The organism is Chryseobacterium sp. HNCC26DJ238 (assembly GCF_057180465.1).
Genome location: NZ_JBXUGI010000001.1, coordinates 181,774 through 202,112, shown reverse-complemented (window position 1 = coordinate 202,112; position 20,339 = coordinate 181,774). Strand labels below are relative to the sequence as shown.

At 36.7% G+C, this 20,339-nt stretch carries 17 protein-coding genes; 7 read left to right on the top strand and 10 right to left on the bottom strand.

Annotated features, from left to right (window positions below):
- Positions 1-12 precede the first annotated feature (12 nt).
- Positions 13-1,368 carry a c-type cytochrome gene (locus AC2A07_RS00885; RefSeq protein ID WP_484048792.1) on the bottom strand — a complete coding sequence of 452 codons (1,356 nt, stop codon included), beginning with the start codon at positions 1,366-1,368 and terminating at the stop codon, positions 13-15.
- Positions 1,369-1,551: 183 nt separating this feature from the next.
- On the opposite strand from AC2A07_RS00885, the gene AC2A07_RS00880 reads away from it, so the two are divergent.
- Positions 1,552-2,082 (top strand): SPOR domain-containing protein, encoded by a 531-nt coding sequence (locus AC2A07_RS00880; protein ID WP_484048791.1) that lies wholly within the window; start codon positions 1,552-1,554, stop codon positions 2,080-2,082.
- A 56-nt stretch (positions 2,083-2,138) separates the two neighbouring features.
- Here the strand turns inward: AC2A07_RS00880 and AC2A07_RS00875 are convergent, their stop codons facing one another.
- From AC2A07_RS00875 to AC2A07_RS00850, 6 genes are all read right to left on the bottom strand, one after another.
- Complete coding sequence (locus AC2A07_RS00875; RefSeq protein ID WP_484048790.1) at positions 2,139-3,413, bottom strand: DUF6080 domain-containing protein; 1,275 nt, start codon at positions 3,411-3,413, stop codon at positions 2,139-2,141.
- Between the two features lie 78 nt (positions 3,414-3,491).
- Complete coding sequence (locus AC2A07_RS00870; protein ID WP_484048789.1) at positions 3,492-4,790, bottom strand: T9SS type A sorting domain-containing protein; 1,299 nt, start codon at positions 4,788-4,790, stop codon at positions 3,492-3,494.
- Between the two features lie 89 nt (positions 4,791-4,879).
- The gene (locus AC2A07_RS00865; RefSeq protein WP_484048788.1) at positions 4,880-6,421 is read right to left on the bottom strand and encodes a protein adenylyltransferase SelO; all 1,542 of its coding nucleotides are present in this window, start codon (positions 6,419-6,421) and stop codon (positions 4,880-4,882) included.
- A gap of 75 nt (positions 6,422-6,496) precedes the next feature.
- Positions 6,497-8,878: a penicillin-binding protein 1A gene (locus tag AC2A07_RS00860; RefSeq protein ID WP_484048787.1), complete on the bottom strand. Its 2,382-nt coding sequence runs from the start codon at positions 8,876-8,878 to the stop codon at positions 6,497-6,499.
- Between the two features lie 6 nt (positions 8,879-8,884).
- Positions 8,885-9,346, bottom strand: a complete 462-nt coding sequence (locus AC2A07_RS00855; protein ID WP_484048786.1) for a gliding motility lipoprotein GldH — start codon at positions 9,344-9,346, stop codon at positions 8,885-8,887.
- The gene (locus tag AC2A07_RS00850; RefSeq protein WP_484048785.1) at positions 9,339-10,772 is read right to left on the bottom strand and encodes a PSP1 domain-containing protein; all 1,434 of its coding nucleotides are present in this window, start codon (positions 10,770-10,772) and stop codon (positions 9,339-9,341) included. The genes AC2A07_RS00855 and AC2A07_RS00850 overlap by 8 nt, the downstream gene beginning before the upstream one ends.
- Before the next feature lie 360 nt (positions 10,773-11,132).
- Between AC2A07_RS00850 and AC2A07_RS00845 the strand changes: the two genes are divergently transcribed.
- The 6 genes from AC2A07_RS00845 (at position 11,133) to AC2A07_RS00820 (ending at position 17,724) form a co-directional block, all read left to right on the top strand.
- Positions 11,133-12,371, top strand: coding sequence for an OmpP1/FadL family transporter (locus AC2A07_RS00845; protein WP_314493215.1), 1,239 nt, complete (start codon positions 11,133-11,135; stop codon positions 12,369-12,371).
- Positions 12,372-12,381: 10 nt separating this feature from the next.
- Positions 12,382-13,818 carry a G-D-S-L family lipolytic protein gene (locus AC2A07_RS00840; protein WP_484048784.1) on the top strand — a complete coding sequence of 479 codons (1,437 nt, stop codon included), beginning with the start codon at positions 12,382-12,384 and terminating at the stop codon, positions 13,816-13,818.
- Positions 13,819-13,902: 84 nt separating this feature from the next.
- A complete protein-coding gene (locus AC2A07_RS00835; protein ID WP_314493210.1) occupies positions 13,903-14,841 on the top strand; it encodes a ribose-phosphate diphosphokinase in 939 nt (312 codons plus the stop codon).
- 55 nt (positions 14,842-14,896) lie between these two features.
- Entirely contained in the window at positions 14,897-15,538 is a 642-nt protein-coding gene (locus AC2A07_RS00830; protein ID WP_314493208.1) for a 50S ribosomal protein L25/general stress protein Ctc, read from the top strand.
- A gap of 217 nt (positions 15,539-15,755) precedes the next feature.
- Positions 15,756-16,976, top strand: a complete 1,221-nt coding sequence (locus AC2A07_RS00825; RefSeq protein ID WP_314493205.1) for a SufS family cysteine desulfurase — start codon at positions 15,756-15,758, stop codon at positions 16,974-16,976.
- Between the two features lie 115 nt (positions 16,977-17,091).
- Positions 17,092-17,724 (top strand): nitroreductase family protein, encoded by a 633-nt coding sequence (locus tag AC2A07_RS00820; RefSeq protein WP_314493202.1) that lies wholly within the window; start codon positions 17,092-17,094, stop codon positions 17,722-17,724.
- Positions 17,725-17,864: 140 nt separating this feature from the next.
- On the opposite strand, the gene hemE is transcribed toward AC2A07_RS00820, so the two are convergent.
- Genes hemE through AC2A07_RS00805 form a run of 3 tightly spaced genes read right to left on the bottom strand, consistent with a single transcriptional unit; the run spans position 17,865 to position 20,339 of the window.
- Positions 17,865-18,896 carry a uroporphyrinogen decarboxylase gene (hemE, locus tag AC2A07_RS00815; protein ID WP_484048783.1) on the bottom strand — a complete coding sequence of 344 codons (1,032 nt, stop codon included), beginning with the start codon at positions 18,894-18,896 and terminating at the stop codon, positions 17,865-17,867.
- A gap of 46 nt (positions 18,897-18,942) precedes the next feature.
- Positions 18,943-19,623, bottom strand: a complete 681-nt coding sequence (locus tag AC2A07_RS00810) for a uroporphyrinogen-III synthase (RefSeq protein WP_484048782.1) — start codon at positions 19,621-19,623, stop codon at positions 18,943-18,945.
- A 53-nt stretch (positions 19,624-19,676) separates the two neighbouring features.
- Complete coding sequence (locus tag AC2A07_RS00805; RefSeq protein WP_484048781.1) at positions 19,677-20,339, bottom strand: peptidoglycan recognition protein family protein; 663 nt, start codon at positions 20,337-20,339, stop codon at positions 19,677-19,679.

The window sequence follows — 20,339 nt, the reverse complement described above, 5'->3', positions numbered from 1 at the left end:
ATTTTTTAGTTATTAATAATGACATTTACCACACTCAAGACCTCCAATTGCATCTACCGTAATCTTACCGCCATCCTGAGGGTATTGCTTTTTAAGCTTTTCGTGTAGATTTTTGAAGTATTCTTTATTATAACCGTTGTTCATATCAACTTCAGTAGTTCTGTGACATTCGATACACCATCCCATGGTGAAATCGTTAGCCATTTGTACTACATTCATTGTATCAATTTTTCCGTGACATGCTTTACATACAACATCAATCTTGTTATCTGGATTTTTCTTGTTGAATGAGTTGATAATCGCCTGTTCACCTGCTACTACGTGTTGAGAGTGGTTGAAGTAAACGAAATCAGGCATGTTGTGAATTCTGGTCCATTCTACCGGAGAAGTTTTACCTGTATACTGCTGTTTTTCAGAATCCCATCCTGTATGTTCGTAAATCTTCTTGATTTCTCCGTCGTAGAAGGCTTTGTCTTTTCCTGGCTCAAGATATTTACCGTTGTATTCAGAAATTGTTCTGTGACAGTTCATACAAACGTTCATAGAAGGTATTTCAGAAACTTTACCGTATTTGGCACTTGAGTGACACAATTGACAGTCGATTTTATTTTCTCCAGCATGAATTTTGTGAGAGAAGTAGATTGGTTGTTCAGGCTTATATCCCTTGTAAACCCCGATCCACATAATCCAGTTCCAGACCCCATAAGTTGCCAGTATTGCTAAAATAGCTAAGAGACCTTTACCGATGTAGTGGTATTTTTCGTAGATTTCACTGAAAGATTTTACTCTTGTCTCATTAAGTCCTGCCAGATCATCCGACTGACCCAGTTTAACCAACTGTCTTAGTTTGATTAAGATCCAAACAAGTAAACCGGCAATTGCCAATAGTGAAATGATTACAATGCTTGATGTTGTATTGTTTGCCGGTGCAGGATTTGCAGTTGCCTGAGTGTCGGTTTTCTTTTCATCGGCGGCAGGTGCTGCCGGAGGATTAGTGGTGTATGCTAAAATATCGTCAATATCCTTATCGGTAAGATTAGGAAATACCTGCATTTCAGTTTTGTTGTACTTTTCAAAAACTTCATTTGCATACTTATCACCGGAAGCTCTAAGCGCTTTGTTGTCTTTAATCCACTTGTGAAGCCAATCTGTGTCCAATCCCTGCTCAGACTTAAGTCTTTCTACCACACCTTTCAGCGCTGGTCCTACAACTTGTTTGTCTAAAGCATGACATGCCGTACAGTTTGCCTTAAAAAGTTTTTCACCGTTTGCAGGATCGCCGTCTTGCCCGTAAATTGAAGCACTTGTTGATAGCAATAAACCTATCGCAATCAGCCCTTTTTTATAATGCTTTCTCCAACTAATCATTTAAATTGTCTTATGTTAGTAAATATTGAATGTGTAATCAATCCCGCAAAAATAATATTTTTAACATGAATTTAACGGCATATACAAAGGGGAAAATGTCATTAACGTTTAATTTGTAACTATTCTAAATAACTATGGTTGCTGTATTTTCAAATTATTCTAAATTTGCAGAAACAAGTTTAAATGAGAAATTTCATAAAAATATTTTCAGTACTTTCATTCTTTGGTTTTTATACCTTTGACGCCCAACAGGTTGTAAAGAGAGATACTATATCCGGAACGGAATTGGTGATGACGATGGATTCGCGGGTGAGTGAAGGAATTGCTGCTTTGGAAGAAAAATGTACAAGAGTTGCTATTAATAATTCTCCGGTAGATTATGATATTCCCGTAAAAACGCCAAAGGTTTTTGTTCCAAGCAGGGAGCTGACGAATGCTGAAGTTTGCAGGAAAAATCCAAGAATTTTAGGATTTAAAATTCAGATTACAACAGTGAAAAGTAATGAGGAGGCTAATGAAGTTAAGGCTTATTTCAGAAAGAGATTTCCCAATCTGAAAGTGGAAACGGATGCTTCTTTAAGACCAAATTATAAGATTTTAGCAGGAAGCTTTTTTACTAAACAAAGTGCCGCAGCCGACCTTTCAAGGGTTAGAGAGTACTTCAAATCAGCGGTTGCTGTTCAGTATAGAATCTTCTGTGCTGAAGCAAAGTAAATAAAGATTCTACAGTAAAAAAAGTGCAGAGAAAAAATCTTTCTCTGCGCTTTTTTTTATTGATAGTATTGGTTTAGAAACGCAAACAAATCAATCATCCGATGGTAATTATTAAGCAGTAAATAAACGGTTAAAATACCGGTGGATGTTGTCAGCAAAGAAAGTGTCCTGGACGATTTACGATAGGCAGAGAACAGCCATCCTAATAATAAAGGATATACAAAAACAAAGTGTCCGCCGTAGATATATGAGGTATGAAGTCCAAATCTGAAGATGCAGTGTATAATGATGTCAACCATCAACGAAAGAATGAGAATCTGAACCAGCCTATTTTTAAAATTCTTAAAATAACTCCATAAAACAAATCCTAAAATCACTCCGATGAAAATGTATGCAAATATGGAGGAGTAGGTCTCCATGAAAATGGCTTTAAAATAAAAACCTTTCATGTTATGTTTTTCACGGATGAAAAAACTTGGGAAAAGAATGTTTCCGCCAAAGAAATAAGAGTAAATCATATCCCAGATGGGTGTTGAATTTACATTCGAGAACTTCTCATATTGTTCTCCTGATTTTGACAGGATGTTTTGATATTTGAAATCAATTCGGTTCAGGTACAAAACAATAAAAACTCCGCAAGATAGCAGTACTCTGAATGCAGCATTTCCAAATCTTCTCCAGCTTCTGAATAAGCCTTTTTCAAAAATAACCGGAATGAATATTTTTACAATATTTGTTACTGTTAATCCGCCAATCGTTACTCCGGCAAGCAATAGTGCAGAACCTGCTATTTTACCATCTTTTTTAAATTTAATAGCCGTGTAATGATTAAATAAAAGTAGTAAAAAAAGCGTGTAAGTGTAAGTTTCCGGCGTAAATGACAGAAGGATATTTGTTGAAAAAAGACTGAAAAATACAACAATCAGTATGCTTGTCAGTACTGGAATTCTGACGATGTTTTTCAAATATTTATATACTTGAACCAAGCTCAAACTGATGGTGAAATTACTGATCCAGGCTAAAATCAATCTGAAACTCATGTCGGTTTTTCCATTCGTGAAAAATAGTATAGAATGACGTATCCAGTTAAAGAAATAATAGGACAGTGGATGTCTTTCAAAGCTGCCGCCGGTCATGATAATCGCTTTATTGTCAAAACTGAAATAAGCATCCCATGGAATCCGACTGTCGAAAATAATTCTGTAATTAACAGCGATGTATGTGCCCAGTATTCCATAGGCTGATAGAAAGAAGATGAAGATTCCCAACTCAACAAACGTAGAAGGGAGAGCAATTTTAAAAAAGCTGATAAATTTTAATTTGATAGACACGGGTTTAAATTTTTGCAAAAATAAAATAAAAAACTCACCGGTGAGGGTGAGTTTTTTATTTTAGAAAGAATATTTAAATTAATCTTTAATAACTTTTTCTGTTTTTGATGTCCCATCAACAAATTCAACTTTTAATAAATAGGTTCCTTTTGTGAAAGAACTGATGTTTATTTTTTCTGAACTTGTTTGTAGTAATACCTTTCCGGAAAGATCAAAAACTGAAGAAGATTTTATCTTTTTATCTGTTTTGATATTGATCTCTCCTCTTGTTGGATTAGGATAAACAGTTAATGAATTATTTTTTTCGATTGCTGCATTATTAACACCTAGAGATCCTGACAATTTGTATATTCCCCCTATGGTAGAGCTCAAGTTAAAACTTCCTCCTAAAACAGTTGATGTATTTAGAGCTGCAACACTTACAAAGCTGTTTGAGTTTTCAATTGTTGTCCAACTGGTTCCTCCATTTCCGCTTCTGACAGATCCCGAACCATTGCCTACTGCTATTAATGTCGAAGTAGTGCCAGGAATATATACAATATCTGATGTCTGTGCAAGAACAGTTGGTAATGTGTTCCATGTACTTCCTCCATTGGTGGTTGAATAAACTGTTCCTGTATCACTTAAAATCCATGCATTGTTAGCATCTTTTAAAGCCATTTTTCCGCTTGATAGAGTGCCTCCGAAATCTGTTAATGGGGTTGAAACAACGGTCCATGTAGCGCCTTTATTAGCTGACTTGAAAATTCTGCCTGCAGAAGTGCCAAACCAAATATTATCTCCAGCAACTTCTTTTAGATGAACATAACCATATTCGTTTGCTACAGCAGGAGCAACAGATGCGCTAGTCAGTTTTGTCCAAGTTGTTCCTCCGTTGGTTGTCGTGTAAATTTCAAATAAAGTCCCTGTAGGGTCTCCCATTGCAACACCGTTATTTTCATCCCAAAAATAAATTGTATTTGCAAATGATGCAGTTGAATTAAAAGAAGCTGTAGGCTGCTTTGTCCAAGAAGTTCCACTGTTAGTAGTTTTCCATACTCCGCCACCATTTCCACCTGCATTAGGAGTAGCAGTAACCCATGCAGTAGTTCCGGAAACTGCTGTCAAATCGCTGACCAAATATGCTGAATTACCGACATTAATAGTTCCTGCAGACCAAGATGTACCTCCATTAGTTGTTCTGGTAAACGTTTGATAATTACCAGATTGGGTTCCGTCATAGCCTAATGCCCATACTGTATTGTTATCAACAGTTGCAAAAGTGCTTATCCCGGTGCTCACATTGCTAAAAGCAGAATTTTGTTGTGTCCAACTTACTTGTGAATATGCAGTTACACTTAAGGTTATTGCAAATGCAGATAGTAGAATTTTTTTCATAAAAATTTATTTTTATAAAAATAATAATAAAAATGATATAATGGTAAAATATTTATGTTAAATTTTCAATTTATTATATGTATATGTAATTAAGAACTACAGGAAAGCATCGAACATCCGTTAATATCATTGTAATAAAAAGGTCTTTTTACGGAAAATTCAGGAAATAGTTCTTCGTAAGGATTTTTTAAAGCTTTTGTCAACTTATCAAGCATTTCCATTTTCCCTTCATTGATTTCTTCAATGCATTCAAACAAAAGATAATTTCTTAAGAGAAATTTAGGATTTGCCTTCTTCATTAAATTTAATGACTCTTCTTTTGAAATCATATTATCATTAAGTCGCAGTTGATATTGTTTAATGAAACTTTCCAGCTTTCTTAATTTAATTTCATCTAAAACGGAATAAGATATTTTTTGAAACTCTGTTTTTAGATCTGAAACGGAAACTATCTTTTCCAGTATATTAAAAAATAAAGTATAATCGAGCTGGAGTTCCTGCATCAACCCCTGCCAATTGGTGAAAAATTCTTCATCAGATTTTTTTAATCCATCAAATCCAAATTTTCTACACAACATCTGATCATGAGCTTCCCAGAAATAAGTTCCGTATGAATTCAAGGTTTCTTCAAGGAATTCTTCATCTTTAATCAGAGCAAAAAGAGCATTCGCAAGCTGCCAGAGATTCCACTGGGAAATTTGTCCCTGCTTTCCGAACGCATATCTTCTTCCTGGTAAATCAGTCGTGTTTGGCGTGAAATTCAAATCATACTCGTCCATCATTGAAAACGGACCATAGTCAATCGTTAATCCCAGAATAGACATGTTATCTGTATTCATCACACCATGTACAAAACCGACTCTGAACCATTCGACCATCAGGTCAGCTGTTTTAGTGCAGACTGACCGAAAAAAGTCTTTATACTTCTGTTCACCCCCGGAAGTTATTTCAGGAAAATAATTTTTTATCGTAAAATCGGTAAGCTTTTGTAAAGTATCGGTTTCCTTCTGTGCGGACATCAGTTCAAAATGTCCGAAACGTAGAAAACTTTCTGCTGTTCTTACAACGACTGCGCCTTTCTCTTCCTGCGGATTTCCATTGTACATCATATCACGTACAACATTTTCTCCTGTAAGGCATAAACTTAATCCTCTCGTTGTCGGAATCCCGAGATGATACATCGCTTCACTCATTAGATATTCCCTTACCGATGATCGTAAAACCGCCCTTCCGTCTGCATGTCTGGAATAAGGAGTTGCTCCTGCACCTTTCCACTGAATTTCATTTTTCTGTCCTTTGTGGTTTTCTATTTCTCCTGCTAAAATTGCTCTTCCATCACCAAGCTGTCCTGCCCAGTTTCCAAACTGATGTCCTGCATAAGCGGTGGCGTAAGTTTTTATATTTTCAGGCAAATTGTTTCCTATAAGAAAATCAAGATCATTGTCATCAAATTTTCCCAAACCTATTTCTTCTGAAAGTTCCCCGTTTAAAACAATCAATTCAGGTTGAGCAAATCCAACAGGGTTTACTAGAGAAAATAAAACTTTAGGAGTGTTTCTCTGAATGGGATTTGTAGAGAAATCGCCCGGAAATTTTTCCAGGAATGGCTGTTTGATATTCTTAAGATTCATAATTCAAATGTATGGAAACAAGGTCAAAAAAAAGACCTTTCATTGATTGAAAGGTCTTATTATGATTATTGAACTTTATTTGTTGAAGTCTATGTCTTCACCGGTATTCAGATTTTCGTTGACATTTTCATCCTTTTTGCCTGAATTGTTTTTGGTGGTTGGTTCAGCCGGCTTCGGGTTTTTAATCTGATCGATCGTCTGTAATCCACCATCGTCGCCATAGCCGCTTCCGAGCCCCTGAAGATTAGTACATCCGTCTTTCCAGTCGCTTGGCTTCACGAATTTATCATCCGGAGAAATCTTAAGGGATTTATCTGCCCACACTTTTTTCATATAGATCGCCCAGATCGGTAATGCCATTTTCGCACCCTGACCTTCGCCGGTTCCCCAAAAATGGGTTGCTCTGTCTTCCCAGCCTACCCAGGCGCCGGTTGCTAATTTAGGAGTAATCCCCATAAACCATCCGTCAGAGTTATTTTGAGTTGTACCTGTTTTTCCTGCTATTTCGACATCTTTAGAAATTCCTCTTCTTCCGAGTTCTCCTGAAGCTGTACCAAACTGTGCTACCCCTTTCATCAATTCGATCATGGTATAGGCATAATTTGGATTCATCACCTCTTTAGGTTCAGAATTGATCTCTTTTATCACACGGTTATTGGCATCCTCAATTCTCCAGATCATTTCCGGTTTATTGTAGTTCCCGTAGTTGGCGAATGTGCTGTATGCTCCTAACATCTCGTAGATAGTAATGTCGGATGATCCTAATGCAATTGTATTGTTTCTTGGAATTTCTTCTGTTACACCCAGATCCCTTGCGGTCTGTATCACTGCATCAACTCCTGTCATTTCAATCAGACGCGCAGCAACAGGGTTTTGAGAATGTGCTAAAGCATCTTTTAGGGTTAGCATTCCTCCTCTTCCGGGAACATTCCAGCCGTTATGACTGTAGGTACCGTTTGAAACAGTTGAGCAGGGTGTTAGACCTAATTTCATAATTGCCGTAGCATATACAAAAGGTTTAAATGTGGATCCAACCTGTCTTTTCCCCTGTTTGATATGATCATACTGAAAATGCTCCCAATCAATTCCCCCAACCCAAGCTTTGATTTCACCGGTGCCGGGAACCATCGACATCAGTCCTGCCTGTGCAATCTGCTTATGGTATCTGATAGAATCCCAGGGTGACATCTCAACTTCTTCCTCACCAGACCAGGTGAAACGTGATGTTTTTATGGGTTTGTGAAATTCCATCATGATAGAATCTTCTGATACTCCTGCTCTTACAAGCTGTTTGTAACGTCCGGTTCTTTTTACAGCCTGCATCATTACAGCTTTGGCCTGTTTATCATTAAGGTAATAAAACGGTCTGTTTTTTCTTCCTCTCTGTTCTGCGTCAAATCTTTTCTGAAGATCTGTTAAATGTTCTTTAATTGATTCTTCTGCGTATTTCTGCATTTTAGAATCAAGAGTAACATAGATTTTTAAACCGTCCTTATAAAGATTAAGTTTTTTACCCTTTTCTTTCTCATAATCTTCCAGGTATTTATCAATCTCTTTCTTTAAATAAAATTTAAAGTAAGCTGAATGATTATCATTAATATTTTTGATTGGATGATAATCTAAATCAATGGGAGTTGCTATCGCTTTTTCATAAGTAGTCTGATCAATATATCCTGTCTTCAGCATTTGATCCAAAACAACGTCTCTTCTCGTTTTTGCTCTTTCCATGTTTCTCATCGGGTTATTTTTAACCGGATTTTCAAGCATGGCTACAAACATTGCAGCTTCTGGAAGTGTAAGGTCTTTTGTTGTTTTATTAAAATAAATTTTAGACGCCATTTCTACGCCATTGGCATTATAAAGGAAGTCAAATTTATTAAAGTATAAAGTGATGATTTCTTCTTTAGTATATCTTTTTTCAAGACTCACGGCAACTACCCATTCTTTAAGCTTTTGGAAAGCTCTCGATATTTTGTTTTGTGATGCGCCTCCTGTAAACAACAACTTTGCAAGCTGTTGTGTAATCGTAGATCCTCCTCCTCTTTTTCCACCGTATGCCACTGCTCTTGCAACAGATTGAAGATCAACACCTGAGTGTTCTTTAAAACGCTCGTCTTCTTTAGCCTGTAAAGCATAAATCATAAAGGGTGGAAGATCCTGATAGGTGATGGGCTGCGTTTTTTCTTTCTCAAATTTACCTAAAAGCACTCCGTCCGCAGAAAAAATCTGTGAAGCTACGTAGATGTCGGGATTTTCAAGTTCTTTTACGTCAGGCATCTCACCCAGAAAACCTTGTGATACCGAAAAGAAAATTCCTGAAATTCCTAAAACTACTGCAATAAGTGCGATCCATATGAATCTGACCCATCTTTTCCATGCAGTACTTTTACTGTTTTTTTTAGGAGGGAGAGGGAAGGTTTTCCCCCTGTTTCCTGTATTTTGTTTATTGTCTTCCATGTATAATTACGGTTTAGCCGTTTCTACTTTTATACCTAAGTCTTCAATTCCCGGAAGATTGTCGTTTCTCATGGCCTGTAATACGCCAATCTCATAACTTCCTTTTTCCGGAAATTTATAATTCGTTCTGTATTGAAACAAAGTTTCTTTTGTTTCCCCAAATCCTGTACCCAGCCATTCCCCGTTTGGTTTTGCTAAAATGTAATTTAAAGTGTCAACCTGAGCAGTTTTGCTTTTTGGATTTTTAAAATTTACAATAAACCTGATATTGCTGTAAGGGTATTCATTATTATTCCTTACAACAAATATAATATTTTTAGGATTTTGCGGATCTGTAATTTCAATTTTAAATTTCTGTTCGGCTTTTTTATTCCATTTATTATTAATAGGATTCATTGTAACATCTTCGCCCGAAGTGCTGCATCCTACAAAAAAAATAAGTGTTATAGCCCCTAAAATTCTATGCATTGTTGTCTTTTTTGGGCGGAAATTTCTTTTTGAATTTCTTTTTTGGAGGTTGCTGTGGTTTCTGTTCAGCACTTACGTTAGCCTCCGTCTTTTCTAACTGAACCTTTGGCTGCTGTTGCTGTTGTTGCTTCTGCGGTCTTTGGTTCTGATTAGGTTTTGCGTTAGGGTTTATATTTTTTTGTCTTTCAGAATTTGCAGGTCTTTCTGGTGTTGGCCGTTCAGTTTTCTGAGGCCTGTCATTCCTTTCCGGTCGATCTTTTTTCGGTCCTTGATTATTGCCAGATCTGTTCTGATTTGAGTTTTGATTCTGGTTTCTGCTTTTATTAAAACCACCTCTGTTCTTCTTCTCGAATCGGTCAACGCTGTTTTCCTGAATAAGATCAACGCTTGGTAAAGCGATATCAGGTACTTTTAAATCTTCGAGCGGAAGTGTTTTTTCTCCTTTTTTGTTTTGTGCAATCAGTTTTTTAATCAAATCAATATCAAAATCATACCACGCCATTGAACTGTCAACGTAGGCAAACCACATTTTCTTTTTAAAAACATCAATTTTAATACAAAATGCTCTTCCTTTTTCGGTATCCAGCATGGTTGATGATGATGGGAAATGACTCAAAGCATCCAGATAACTGTCCAGTTCGTAATTCAGACAGCATTTCAGCTTTCCACATTGTCCTGCTAATTTTTGAGGATTAATACTTAACTGCTGATATCTTGCCACGTTCGTATTAACTGATCTGAAATCTGTCAGCCATGTTGAGCAGCATAGCTCCCTCCCACATGATCCGATTCCTCCGATTTTTGCAGCTTCCTGTCTGAAGCCGATCTGCTTCATATCAATTTTAGTTCTGAAGGTGCCTGCAAATTCTTTAATCAACATTCTGAAATCTACACGATTATCAGCCGTGTAATAAAAGGTTACTTTAGAGGCATCACCCTGATATTCCACATCTGTGATCTTCATTTCAAGACCTAATCTGTGAGATATTTTTCGTGCATCAACCTTTACGGTTTCTTCTTTTTTTCTTGCTTCCTGCCAGACTTCAATGTCTTTTTGGTTAGCTAATCTGTATATTTTAAGTGGGGCATCAGTTGAAAATCTTTTCTTTTTCATCTGAATTTTTACCAATTCTCCAGAGAGACTTACTACTCCCACATCGTGTCCGGGGCTTGATTCTACTGTTACTACGCTACCTATATGTAAAGGGATATTGTTTACATTTTTATAAAACGATTTTCTGTCATTTTTAAATCTAACTTCCACAAAATCACATCGGTTAGATGCAGGGTTTTGTACGTTAGATAACCAATCGAAAACACTTAATTTATAACTATTACCACAGGTATTTACACTTTCACAGCCATTCGCAGATTTTGTTCCGCAAGAATGTGCAGAATCGCCGGATGTTTTGCATCCACAACTCATATATTATAATTTATTTGATCTTGCAAATTTATTGATTTTTATCTTTACATAATTCCAAAAATAATAAATATTCGTTTTTGAAAATGTTTAAAATTAAACAGGGACTAAAATTACTGTCCATTTATTTTGTAATCTGTTTATATATAGTTGATTAAAGATATTTTTTCATAAAGTGTTATTTTAAACATAATTTTCTTTTGTGAGTTTGTTTAAAATATTAAGATTATTTAACAAGTGTAGTTAAAATAATTTTATATTTGACTTATATAATCAATGTCTATGAATCGCTTGGCTGTTTTTTGTTCTTAAACACTAATGCATAAGTGATAATATATAGCATAAAATTAATAAAATCTTTATATGAAAAAAATATTAGTATCAACTGCTTTGTTGGCTGGGGTTTTATCTTATGCCGGGGGATTCAGGGTTTCTCTGCAGGGGGTAAAGCAATTGGCAATGGCACATACCAGTGCCCATGCCGAAGATGCAAGTGTTGCATTCTTTAATCCAGCTGGGATGTCATTCATCCCTTCAAAATTAAGTATTGCCGCCGGAGGTTTTGGGGCGAGTAATAAAGTTACTTTTCAGAATTTAAATACTCTGCAGAGTACAGAAACAGATAATCCTATCGGAACGCCTATTTATGCTGCAGTAGCTTACAAGCCTATCGAAAATCTTTCAGTGGGTTTCAGTTTTTCAACCCCTTTCGGAAGTACTATTCAATATCCTTATGATTGGGAAGGAAGAGAAATGGTACAAAAACTTGAACTTAAAAGTTTTTATTTTCAGCCAATGGTTTCTGTGAAAATGGCTGACTGGTTGTCTTTCGGAGCCAGTTATATTTATGCTTCCGGGAAAGTAAACTGGGATAAAGCGGTAACTCAATTTGGAGGGACGGTTAATATTAACGATGAAAAAGCAAGTGGTCACGGTTTTGGTTTTGGCTTTTATTTCAGGCCTGATCCAAAACTTGATATAAGTGTCGCTTACCGTTCTGCGGTCGATATGAAAGCTAAAGAAGGAACAGCAACATTTAAGTTTCCTGCACAGAATACAGTTAACGGATTGCTGGGACTCAATGCATCCGGTCAGGACAGCTTCACGGCGGTTTTGCCATTGGTTGAGGAATATACTGTTGGTTTAACCTATAAAGTGACGCCAAAATGGTTGATTTCAGCAGATTTCAACTATCACGGTTGGGAAAGATACAGCAGTCTGACATTGGATTTTGCAAATGCTCCGATCGGAAATCAGGCAGATCCTACTGTTCTTGTTGCTCCAAAAAACTTTAAAAATTCTAAAACATTCAGGCTGGGGACTCAATACATGTTCAACAGTATGATATTTGGAAGACTGGGTGCTTATTATGATGAATCTCCTTATTCTGATGAAAACTTCATTCCTGAAACGCCTTCATTCGATTCTTTTGTAGTAACGGGAGGTTTAGGATTTAAATTTAAACAATTCGGGATTGATGCCGCAGGAGGATATGTAATGCCGCAGAGCAGAGATGTAAATAATAAATACTTAGGATTCTATGGACAGGCGAAAGCGAGAGCATTTTATTTTGGTTTAGGCTTATCTTACAATCCTTTTTAATCTTTAAATTATGAAAAAAATAATAATATCTACACTTGCTGTCTCTGCAATGTTTTTGATGACGGGTTGTGAAACAGATTTTGATACAGATGTAAAAGATATCGCTGTCACGAATGGTGAAGCTGATTTCTCTAAATTCATTTCTCTAGGTAATTCTCTGACCTCAGGCTACAGGGATGGTGCTCTTTATTCCGGAGGACAGAACGAATCCTTTCCAAGCATGATGGCTATGCAGATGAAACTTGCAGGAGGAGGAGATTTTAAACAGCCTTTAATGCCGAATAATGTCGGAGGATTTATTGGGCTGCCAGGTTTCCCGGGAAAACTTGAGCTTAAAATGGTTAATGGTACACTAAGTCCTGTGGCAAATAGTCCTGCCGCTGCTTTAGATAATGTGATTGCAGGAAGACCCTATCAGAATATGGGGGTTCCTGGTGCAAAAGTTTCTCATTTGTTAGCTCCGGGATATGGGAATCCTGCCGGACTGTCTTTAGGATTGGCCAATCCTTATTTTGTAAGGTTTGCTTCTTCCTCTACTGCATCAGTTGTTGGAGACGCTTTAGCACAAAACCCTACATTTGTTTCGTTATGGATTGGAAATAATGATGTATTGGGGTACGCAACTACAGGTGGGGACGGATCTAATCCCATCACTCCTGCTGATGGTGCTGTTGGCGTAGGATTTACCAATACATATACAACTTTGGTAGGCACAGTATTTCCTTCCGGTACTGCAAGAAAAGGAGTAGTTGCAAACATTCCAAACGTAACTAATGTTCCTTTCTTTACAAGAGTGCCTGCAATGCCACTGACGAATCTTACTGCTGCTCAGGTTACTCAGTTAAACGGTGGTTATGCATCATATAATGCAGGATTAGCTCAGGTAAAAGCTTTAGGATTAATAAATGATGCAGAATATCAAAAAAGATTGATCAAATTTACAGCCGGAGCTGTTGTCAATGGAGCTGTAATTGTTGATAAAGATCTTTCTACCGCAGGTGCACTTCCCAAATACAGACAAACTACTGTAAAAGATTACATCTTATTAACTGCAAGTGCTGTACTTACCCCTCAGGCGGGCGGTGGTACTTCTGTCCCTTTGGAGGACAAATTAGTACTTACGGAAATGGAAGCTGCAAGAGTTTTGACGGCAACTGCTTCTTATAATACGACAATCAAAGCTTTAGCAGAATCTAAAGGTCTTGCATTTGTAGATATGAATGCAAAAATGGCTGAACTGAATTCTAAATCAGGAATTTCATGGGATGGCGTCAGATATACGGCGACTTTTGTAACAGGAGGAGCGTTCTCTCTAGATGGTATTCATCTTACCGGAAGAGGGTATGCAATTGTAGCTAATGAGTTTATTAAATCTATTAATACTAAATATAAATCCACGTTACCACAGGTCGATGTGAATAAATATTCAGGAGTTACATTCCCATAAAAGGAAGAAAAATAAAAAATGGAAACCACAAGACTTATTCTTGTGGTTTTTTTTTAAATTTGCAAAATCTTTTAAAAAGTAAAAATGGCCGAGCAACAAAGTTATCTATTTTCGACAAGAACCAGTAAGGAGCTGGCAGAAAAAATTGCCCAATATTATGGGAAAGCATTAGGGAAAATCAACTTTCAGGAGTTTAGCGATGGTGAATTTGAGCCTGTTTTAGATGAATCTGTAAGAGGAGGAAGGGTTTTTCTTATAGGATCCACATTTCCGCCTGCAGACAATCTTTTAGAATTGCTTCTGATGATTGATGCGGCAAAAAGGGCCTCTGCAAAAAGTATTACCGTGGTACTTCCTTATTTCGGGCTTGCGAGACAAGACAGAAAAGACAAGCCGAGAGCACCTATCGGAGCGAAGCTGGTGGCAAATCTGTTAACAGCGGCCGGAGCAACGAGAATTATGACAATGGATCTGCATGCAGATCAGATTCAGGGATTCTTTGAAATTCCTGTAGATCATCTGTATGCCTCTACAATATTTGTAGATTATATCAGAGACATGAACCTTGATCATCTTACCATTGCCTCTCCGGATATGGGAGGTGCTAAGAGAGCTAAAAATTATGCAGGTCATCTGGGTGCAGATGTTGTAATTGCTTATAAAGAAAGAAAAAAAGCAAATGTAATTGAAGAAATGTTCCTCATCGGTGATGTTGAAGGTAAGAACGTAATTCTTATTGATGACATGATCGATACGGCAGGAACACTTTGTAAAGCGGCTGGCATTTTGATGGAAAAAGGAGCAAAATCTGTAAGAGCAATGGCAACTCACGGAGTGCTTTCAGGGAAGGCTTATGAGAATATTGAGAACTCGCAACTGCTGGAAGTAATTGTAACTGACTCAATTCCTGTAAAAACTAATTTGTCATCTAAAATAAAAGTGCTATCTTGCGCCCCATTATTTGCTGATGTTATGAAGATGGTGCACGAGCATCAGTCGATAAGCAGTAAATTTATTATCTAATTGACAAATAGTCAGTTGCGGATTAAAATCAAAACAATTTTTTAAATTTTTATAAATGAAATCTATTACAATTCAAGGTACAAAAAGAGAAAGCGTGGGCAAAAAGTCTACAAAAGCTTTACGTGATGCTGAATTAGTTCCTTGTGTTGTTTACGGAGGTGGCGAGCCATTGAACTTCTCTGCATTGGAGAAAGCGTTCAAAGGGTTGGTATATACTCCTGAAGCACACACGGTATCTATTGAAGTTGACGGACAGGTAATTCCTGCTGTTCTTCAGGATATTCAGTTCCACCCAATTACAGACAAGATCATTCATGCAGACTTCTACAGGTTATCTGATGATAAACCGGTAATTATGGAAGTTCCTGTAAGATTGACAGGTCGTTCTAAAGGTGTTGTAGCTGGTGGTGTTTTACGTCAGTCTTTCAGAAAGTTGAAAGTAAAAGCTATTCCTGCAAACTTGCCGGATGAGGTAGTTGTTGACATCACTTCATTAAAGATTGGTAACAAGCTTTATGTAGGTGGTCTTAAGGCAGAAGGGTTTTCATTTGTACACCCTGACAATGCAGTTGTCGTTGCTGTTAAGATGTCTAGAAATGCAGCAAAAGGTGGTGCATTGGCTGATGATGACGATGAAGAAGTTGCAACTGAAGGTGAAGGAGCTGCTCCTGCAACTGAAGAAGCAGCAGCTGAATAAGAAAATTCTTAATCACAATACAGGACCTGTCAATTTATTGACAGGTTTTTTTGTGGTCAAACGGAAGATAAAAAGCATTACATTTATGTGACTTTCATCATGCATTAAGCATTAGACATTGATTCAATTCCTGACAAGAATCAATGACCCACCAAATTAAAAAGTCGTAAATTTGAGGTGTTCTAAATAAGGACGTTTAATAATAAAATTATAATAAATGTTTGACATTCAGGAAATAAGAAATCAATTCTCTATATTAAACCAACACGTGAACGGTAAGCCGCTGGTGTACTTAGACAATGCCGCAACATCACAAAAACCGAATTCTGTTTTAGAAGTCTGGAATCAATATTATACGGAACTTAATGCCAATGTGCATAGAGGAATTCACACTTTAAGCCAGCTGGCTACTGAGGAAATGGAACTTTCGAGAAGAAAAATCCAGAAGTTCATTAATGCCAAAAATGATTTTGAAGTTATTTTTACAAAAGGAACAACTGAAGGGATCAACCTCATCGCTTATATTTTGACCCAAAAGATTAAAAAGGATGATGAGATCATTATTTCTTATCTTGAGCACCATTCTAACATCGTTCCATGGCAATTGCTTTGTGAAAGAACAGGAGCTAAACTTCGGGTTATTCCAATCGATGAAAACGGAATTCTCCAGCTTGATTATTTAGATGAATTTTTAAGTGAAAAAACGAAAATTGTTTCAGTCAATCAGGTGTCCAATGCTTTGGGCATTGTGAATCCAATAGAAGAAATTATTAGGAAAACAAGAGCAAATTCAGATGCATATATTGTCATTGATGGTGCGCAGTCAGCTCCGCATTTTAAAATTGATGTTCAGGCATTAGATTGTGATTTCTTTGTGTTTTCAGGTCATAAAATGTATGCTCCGATGGGAACCGGTATTTTGTACGGTAAGCAGAGGATTCTTGAAGATCTGCCGCCATTTCACGGAGGTGGAGAAATGATTGCGGTCTGCTCATTTGACAGGACTACCTATGCCGGTTTACCTTTTAAATACGAAGCTGGAACTCCGAATGTTGGCGGAAATATCGCTCTTGGTGCAGCCGTTGACTTTATCAATAAAGTTGGCCATTCAACTATTCAGCAGCACGAAAATGCTTTACTTGAATATGCTCAGAAACATCTTCTCGAAATTGAAGGTTTAAAAGTTTACGGTGAAAATGCCAATAGAACAGGAGTGGTTTCTTTTAATCTCGTAGGAGTAGGTATTTCTTCAGATGTCGGAATGATCCTTGATAAAATGGGCGTTGCTGTAAGAACCGGGCATCACTGTACCCAGCCAATAATGGATTTTTTTGATATTGCAGGAACCGTAAGAGCAAGTTTCGCAGTCTACAACACGTTTGAGGAAATTGATCTGTTGGTAGAAGGTGTGAAAAAAGCACATAAAATGTTGGCTTAAAAGCTTGAACTGTAATAAGAATTGTTACATTATAGATGGAGGCAATATTTCTGATCGTATTTTTAACTCTTTTTTTCTTTTGATTTAAATTAATTTTGTCCCTTTAAATTTAATTATGGAATTGTTAGAAAAATTAAACTGGAGATTTGCAACAAAAGCAATGAACGGACAAAAAGTCCCTCAGGAAAAAATAGATAAGATTTTAGAAGCCGCAAGACTGGCACCTACATCAAGCGGTTTACAGCCTTTTGAAATTTTCGTTATTACCAATATGGAAATTAAAGAACAAATCAAGACCCATGCCTGGGGGCAGCCGCAGGTGACTGACTCTTCGCATCTGTTAGTATTTGCAGCATGGGATAATTATACTGAAGAAAGAATCAACAGAATGTTTGATTTGACCAATGAAATCAGAGGTTTCAAAAATGAAGGGTGGGAAAATTACAGAAAAATGCTGTTAGATACATATCCTCAGAGATCTGCGGAAGAAAACTTCACTCATGCATCTAAGCAGGCTTATATTTCTTTCAGCGCAGCAATAATTGCAGCGGCTTTTGAAAACGTTGATTCTACACCAATGGAAGGTTTTTCACCGGACGACGTAGATAAGATTTTAAACTTAAGAGAAAAAGGTCTGAAAAGTGTTTTGCTTTTACCTTTAGGCTATAGAAATGAAGAAAATGACTGGTTGGTCAACCTTACAAAAGTTAGAAAGTCTAAAGAAGATTTCATCACTGAAATCAAATAATATTTTTTCATAGAAAAGCCCTTTCAAAAAATTGAAAGGGCTTTTCTAATTTTATATTTCATTCAATATCTTGCCTGAAATTTTATAGCAGGTTTATTATTCAGCAGGAATAGTAACACAGTGGATTTATATAATAAAATTTAAACATTTGGCTTCCAGTCAACAACTGCCCTGATAAATGCTTCTGCATTTTCCAAAGGAATATTAGGTAAAATTCCATGACCCAAGTTGGCTATATACCGGTCTTTACCGAAACGGTTGATCATTTCATTTACCATTTTTTTAATCGTTTCAGGAGTTGAATGTAATCTTGCAGGGTCAAAATTTCCCTGAAGCGTCATCGTGTGATTGGTCAGTGTTCTTGCTAATTCAGGTTTGATTGTCCAGTCAACCCCCAATGCTGATACCGGAGATAAGGTCATATCCTCAAGTGCAAACCAACATCCTTTTCCAAACACGACAACGTGTGTCAGCGGAGCAAGGGCTTCAACAATCTGGCTGATATATTTCCAGGAAAACTCCTGATAATCTGCAGGAGAAAGCATTCCACCCCAGGAATCGAAAATCTGAACTGCAGAAACTCCTTTTTCCACTTTTCTTTTCAGATAAGCGATCGTAGTATCTGTGATTTTCTGAAGCAATAAGTGGGCAGCTTCCGGTTGAAGGAAGCAGAAAGATTTTGCAATATTGAAATCCTTACTTCCTTTTCCTTCCACGCAATAACAAAGAAGCGTCCAAGGCGAACCCGCAAAACCGATTAATGGAATTTCATTATCTAATTTGATTAAGGTCAGTTCTATCGCATCAAAAACATATCCTAAAGTGTCGTTCACATCCGGAACAATCACATTCTGTACATCTTCCATGGTTCTGATCGGATTATCCAACCACGGACCAACATTCTCCTTCATTTTAAAATCAATTCCCATCGCCTGAGGAACTACCAAAATGTCTGAAAATAAAATTGCTGCATCCAAAGGAAATCTTCTAATCGGCTGCACGGTGATTTCAGAAGCCAATTCCGGAGTCTGACATCTCGTAAAGAAGTCGTATTTATCACGAAGTGCGATGAATTCCGGCAAATATCTTCCTGCCTGTCTCATCATCCAAACCGGCGGTCTTTCTACGGTTTCTCCACGAAGTGCTTTTAAATATAGGTCGTTTTTAATCATATCTTTTTAGTTGGTAGTTGCTGGCTTTTAGTTGATAGTTTTAAAATTAATTGTTCTTTAAATTATCTTTGATCACCAGCAGCAGGTTTGATAAAGTATTTTTTTTACTTGTAAAAATCTCTGATTCTGTATGTTTTCTTAACTCTTTCGATGTCGTTTCTCCGATTGAAAAGAGAAGCGAATTATCCAAAGAATTATTTTTCGCAAAACTACGAACTCCGCTTGGGCTAAAAAAAACTATTGCATGATATTTTTCAGGTATCGTAGGATTCAGTTCTTCTGTCGTATATACAGTGACTTTTTTGTAGCTAATATTTTGAAGAGGAAGTTTTTTGTCCAAAACATCAATGGCAAGATTTCCGCAGAAATGAATAAATTTTTCATATACACAGTGATCAATGATAAATTTTGAAAGGGTATCTGCATTTTTTACAACCTTGAAGGTTCCGAAACCGTTTTTCCGGAGCTCTTTTTTTGTTTTCTCACCTACACAGTAAATTTTATTGAAGTTTTTCGCAGCAAAATCTTCGTTTGCTTTAAATTGATTCTCAAAAAAAGATTTTACTCCATTTAAACTTGTAAAAATTAGTGAGCTGTTTTTCAAGTCAAACGCTTCGACTTGCAGGTTTTTTATTTTAATTACCCTAACACATTCAGCCGAAATGTCATTTCCTAATTCTTTGGAAAGTAATTCTGAATCGATATTTTTGGTGAATAAAATGTTCATTTTTGTTTTCGGGAAATTTTTAAGCGCAAAGTCAGCTAAGTTTTAAAAAAGGATTAATTAAATGGTTTATCCTTTAATTTTAAATCTGCGACCTGAAGTCTTACTTTATTCATAAAATCTTTTCCGGGGTCTTCTTTTTCAGTGAAATATTTCGGGTCAGATTCTTTCCAAAGTTTAGAATTTCTGAAAACTCCGTATTCCGAGTGGCCAATTAGATATTCTATCTTATATTTTTTAGTTAAATATCTTACCAGATTTGCATTTGCTTCAACCTGTTTTTCAGTAAGCGGTTGCTTTTTGCTTCCTATATTTTCAATTCCAATGGCGCAGTAATTAAGTCCTATGGTATGTCTTGCAAACATATTGGGTTCCATCAGCTGATAAACAGTTCCATCTCTGTCAACAATATATTGAGATGAAACATTCAGTGTACTTTGTTTTTTCAGCATATTTCTGGCACTTTCAAGATGGGTTTTGCTGAAGTATTTAAAATTGCTTTCGACACTTCCACCGGCTGTGTAGTGCAGAACAATCATTTTAGGGACAATTGTTGGTGATTTTTGACTGAGGCCATGATGGTCTCTGAGGTATTCCATGCTCAGGCGAACTCTTTCAGCAGAATAATTAATCGGTTTGTCAATTATTTTCAAAACTGAATTTTGAGCTGAGTTAAAGTTTAAAATGAATAAAAACAGGATTAAAATTATCTTTTTCAT

Excerpts from the sequence above, each read along its gene's own strand:
- AC2A07_RS00885 (WP_484048792.1), bottom strand. The coding sequence starts at position 1,368 with ATGATTAGTTGGAGAAAGCATTATAAAAAAGGGCTGATTGCGATAGGT.
- AC2A07_RS00880 (WP_484048791.1), top strand. The coding sequence starts at position 1,552 with ATGAGAAATTTCATAAAAATATTTTCAGTACTTTCATTCTTTGGTTTT.
- AC2A07_RS00870 (WP_484048789.1), bottom strand. The coding sequence starts at position 4,790 with ATGAAAAAAATTCTACTATCTGCATTTGCAATAACCTTAAGTGTAACT.
- AC2A07_RS00865 (WP_484048788.1), bottom strand. The coding sequence starts at position 6,421 with ATGAATCTTAAGAATATCAAACAGCCATTCCTGGAAAAATTTCCGGGC.
- AC2A07_RS00860 (WP_484048787.1), bottom strand. The coding sequence starts at position 8,878 with ATGGAAGACAATAAACAAAATACAGGAAACAGGGGGAAAACCTTCCCT.
- AC2A07_RS00855 (WP_484048786.1), bottom strand. The coding sequence starts at position 9,346 with ATGCATAGAATTTTAGGGGCTATAACACTTATTTTTTTTGTAGGATGC.
- AC2A07_RS00850 (WP_484048785.1), bottom strand. The coding sequence starts at position 10,772 with ATGAGTTGTGGATGCAAAACATCCGGCGATTCTGCACATTCTTGCGGA.
- AC2A07_RS00845 (WP_314493215.1), top strand. The coding sequence starts at position 11,133 with ATGAAAAAAATATTAGTATCAACTGCTTTGTTGGCTGGGGTTTTATCT.
- AC2A07_RS00840 (WP_484048784.1), top strand. The coding sequence starts at position 12,382 with ATGAAAAAAATAATAATATCTACACTTGCTGTCTCTGCAATGTTTTTG.
- AC2A07_RS00835 (WP_314493210.1), top strand. The coding sequence starts at position 13,903 with ATGGCCGAGCAACAAAGTTATCTATTTTCGACAAGAACCAGTAAGGAG.
- AC2A07_RS00830 (WP_314493208.1), top strand. The coding sequence starts at position 14,897 with ATGAAATCTATTACAATTCAAGGTACAAAAAGAGAAAGCGTGGGCAAA.
- AC2A07_RS00825 (WP_314493205.1), top strand. The coding sequence starts at position 15,756 with ATGTTTGACATTCAGGAAATAAGAAATCAATTCTCTATATTAAACCAA.
- AC2A07_RS00820 (WP_314493202.1), top strand. The coding sequence starts at position 17,092 with ATGGAATTGTTAGAAAAATTAAACTGGAGATTTGCAACAAAAGCAATG.
- hemE (WP_484048783.1), bottom strand. The coding sequence starts at position 18,896 with ATGATTAAAAACGACCTATATTTAAAAGCACTTCGTGGAGAAACCGTA.
- AC2A07_RS00810 (WP_484048782.1), bottom strand. The coding sequence starts at position 19,623 with ATGAACATTTTATTCACCAAAAATATCGATTCAGAATTACTTTCCAAA.
- AC2A07_RS00805 (WP_484048781.1), bottom strand. The coding sequence starts at position 20,339 with ATGAAAAAGATAATTTTAATCCTGTTTTTATTCATTTTAAACTTTAAC.